Genomic DNA, 2747 nt, shown 5'->3' on the forward strand with positions numbered 1-2747 from the left:
GCCTTGTTCTGCCTCCGCGGAGTGCTGGCGCAGCCACCGGCCGAGCCGCCGCGGCGCCACCACCGTGCCCGGCGGGTCGTCCTCGCCGCGGGCGCGTTGGCCCTGCTCGGCGGCGGGGGAGCGGCCGCGGTGCTGACCACCCGGCCGGAGTCCGTGACGCCGCCGCCGGGCAGGGTGGTCGCGGCGCCGTCGGCGGTCTTCACCGCGGCGGCCGGCCTGGCCGGGAAGGACCGCGAGGAGGGCCAGTTCCTGCACTTCACGGGTACGGCCGGACGGGTCGTCCACGTCGCCTCGGCCGGCGGGTACGACGTGATCAGGGTCGACTCGGTGCACGGCGTGCAGCCGGCCGACGGGCGTCCCGGCGAGGGCTGGCTGTCCATCGGGGAGCGGGGCGCGAGCGTACGGCCGCTGACGGCGGCCGACGAGGCGGCCTATCGCCGTGACGGCTCGCCCGGCCCGGCCGAGCCGAAGCCCGGTGACGGCCTGTCACCCGACCTGGCCGACGATCCGGAGTTCGACGGCGAGGTGGGGGAGCTGCCGGACGACCCGGCCGAGGCCGCCGCCGCGATGATCGACCGCACCGCCGGCGACGGCTTCCGTCCCGCCGACGACCAGGGGTGGCTCTTCCGCGAGTGCACCCGGCTGCTGGACACCTTCACGAACTCGCTCAGCGGGGCGGACCGGGCGAAGATCTTCCGCACCCTGGCGAGCCTCAACCGGGTGCGGACCCTGGACACCGCCACCGACCCGCTGGGACGGCCCGCGACCGGGCTGGCCTATACCGGCGAGACCCGCCGCTACGGGCTCATCGACTGGCAGATCTTCCTGCGCCAGGGATCCGACCAGATCGGCTTCACCCAGGCCGTCGTGCGGCGTCCGGGCCCGGCCAACCGGACGCTCACCCCCGGGGTGGTGCAGTACAGCACCGCGGTCACCGAGGTCGTCCGCAGCAACACCCCGTAGCCATCACGTCCCGCAACCGGCGGCGCTCAGCGCCGCACGGCCATCCGACGCTGCCCGAGGGGTGCACTGTGACCAGCCGACGACTGATCCTCTCCAGTGGACTGCTCCTGCTCGTCGCGGTCGTCTTCGACCGGCACTACCGCTTCTTCGACATGGCCATCTATCAGGGTGCCGTCCGCTGGTGGATGGCCGGCGGCGACCTCTACTCCTATCAGGCGCCGGTGCAGGGGCTGCTCGGCTTCACGTACCCGCCGTTCGCAGCGCTCGTGCTGACGCCCACTGCGCTCGTCCCGGCCGGCGTGGCCGGCTGGCTGATCGTGGCGTTGAGCCTCCTGGCGCTCGCGCTGGGCCTGCGGGTGTTGGACGGCCATCGCCGGCACGCGGTGCTGCTCTTCGTGGTGGTGCTCGCCACCGAACCGGTGCGTCAGACGCTCGGCCTCGGACAGGTCAATCTGGTGTTGTTCGGGCTCGTGGTGCTCGATCTGGCGGTGCTCGGCCGGGCGGGCTCGCGGTGGACGGGCGTCGGCGTCGGCATCGCGACCGCCATCAAGCTCACCCCCGGACTGTTCATCGTCCATCTGCTCGTCACGCGGCAGTGGCGGGCCGCCGGCACCGCCGCATACACCGTCGCGGTGCTCACCGCGGGCACCTTCCTGATCGCACCGCGCGAAACGATGCGCTATTTCGGCGATCTGATGTGGCACACCGAGCGGGTCGGCGCGGCGGACGCCATCGCCAACCAGTCGCTCGCCGGGCTCCTCGCCCGGTTGTCCGAGGACCACACCACGCCCACCCTGGGGTGGTTGGCGCTGTCGGCGGCGGCGGTCCTGGTGGGTTTGAGCCGGGCCGCACAAGCCCACGGGTACGGGGACCACGCCGCGGCGCTGACGCTGGTGGGGCTCACCGCGAACCTGGTCACCCCGGTCGCCTGGACGCATCATCTGGTCTTCCTGCCGGTCGCCCTCGTCCTGCTCGCCAGATCGCACCGGCCGCACCAGCTGGTCACGGCCGCGACCTGCTACGTGCTCTGCGTCCTGTCGCCGATCTGGTGGTTCGATCCCGGCGAGGCCGGGGCGGTCGCGTTCCTGGCGGCCAACACCTTCGTCCTCATGACGGTCGTCCTGGTCTGGAGGCTGCCCCTCCGCCGGACAGGCGTCGAGGCGTCTCTCTCCGCCGGCATGGTGCGTGCGACTTTATGACTTTTGTCCGTGTTGCTGCGCTGTTGTGGAGCTCGGCCCCGGAAGACTCTCCCTGACGAGACGACGGGGGTAGGGCATGCAACGGGTTCGGAAGCTGATGGTCACGGTCGCGCTGGCCGCCACGGTGCTGGCGGGCGGCGCCGGGACGGCGGGCGCGGCCGGGCCGCCGACCACGTGGACGCACGACGGCTACGGGCCCGGGAACACCGGCTACAACCCCGCCGAGTCGGTCGTCAACGCGGGCACCATCAAGAAGCTCATGCAGCGGTGGAGCGCCACCACGGGTCCGGGCGACCCGGGATGCGGCCCGGCACCCGTCGCGCCGGTCGTGGTCGACGGGCGGGTGTTCCTGCACGACGGCGGGGTGGCCGCCTACGACGTGAAGACCGGCAAGCGCCTGTGGATCAACACCAACTTCAGCGCCCTCCGCGCGCGCCTCGTGGTGGTCGGTGACCTGGTGATCGCCGCCGACACGAACTGCTACTCCAACAGCAACTACGACAGCGCGGTAAATATTTTCTTGTATTCTTTGTTAACCCATTTCATAACGAAATAATTATACTTCTGTTTATCTTTGTGTGATAT

At 71.1% G+C, this 2747-nt stretch carries 2 protein-coding genes and 2 pseudogenes; 3 read left to right on the forward strand and 1 reads right to left on the reverse strand.

What is annotated here, in order from left to right:
* From AB0M20_RS36490 to AB0M20_RS36500, 3 genes and pseudogenes are all read left to right on the forward strand, one after another.
* The coding region (locus AB0M20_RS36490; RefSeq protein WP_364305231.1) for a hypothetical protein at positions 1 to 963 on the forward strand (963 nt) is incomplete at its 5' end.
* A 68-nt stretch (positions 964 to 1031) separates the two neighbouring features.
* Positions 1032 to 2162: a glycosyltransferase 87 family protein gene (locus AB0M20_RS36495; RefSeq protein WP_364305232.1), complete on the forward strand. Its 1131-nt coding sequence runs from the start codon at positions 1032 to 1034 to the stop codon at positions 2160 to 2162.
* A 259-nt stretch (positions 2163 to 2421) separates the two neighbouring features.
* Positions 2422 to 2538, forward strand: a pseudogene (locus AB0M20_RS36500) (hypothetical protein); the annotation flags it as partial.
* Positions 2539 to 2669: 131 nt separating this feature from the next.
* On the opposite strand, the pseudogene AB0M20_RS36505 reads toward AB0M20_RS36500, so the two are convergent.
* A pseudogene (locus AB0M20_RS36505) lies at positions 2670 to 2747 on the reverse strand (23S rRNA (adenine(2058)-N(6))-methyltransferase Erm(B)); the annotation flags it as partial.

The sequence above is a fragment of the Actinoplanes sp. NPDC051633 genome (genome assembly GCF_040681735.1).
Lineage (GTDB): Bacteria > Actinomycetota > Actinomycetes > Mycobacteriales > Micromonosporaceae > Actinoplanes.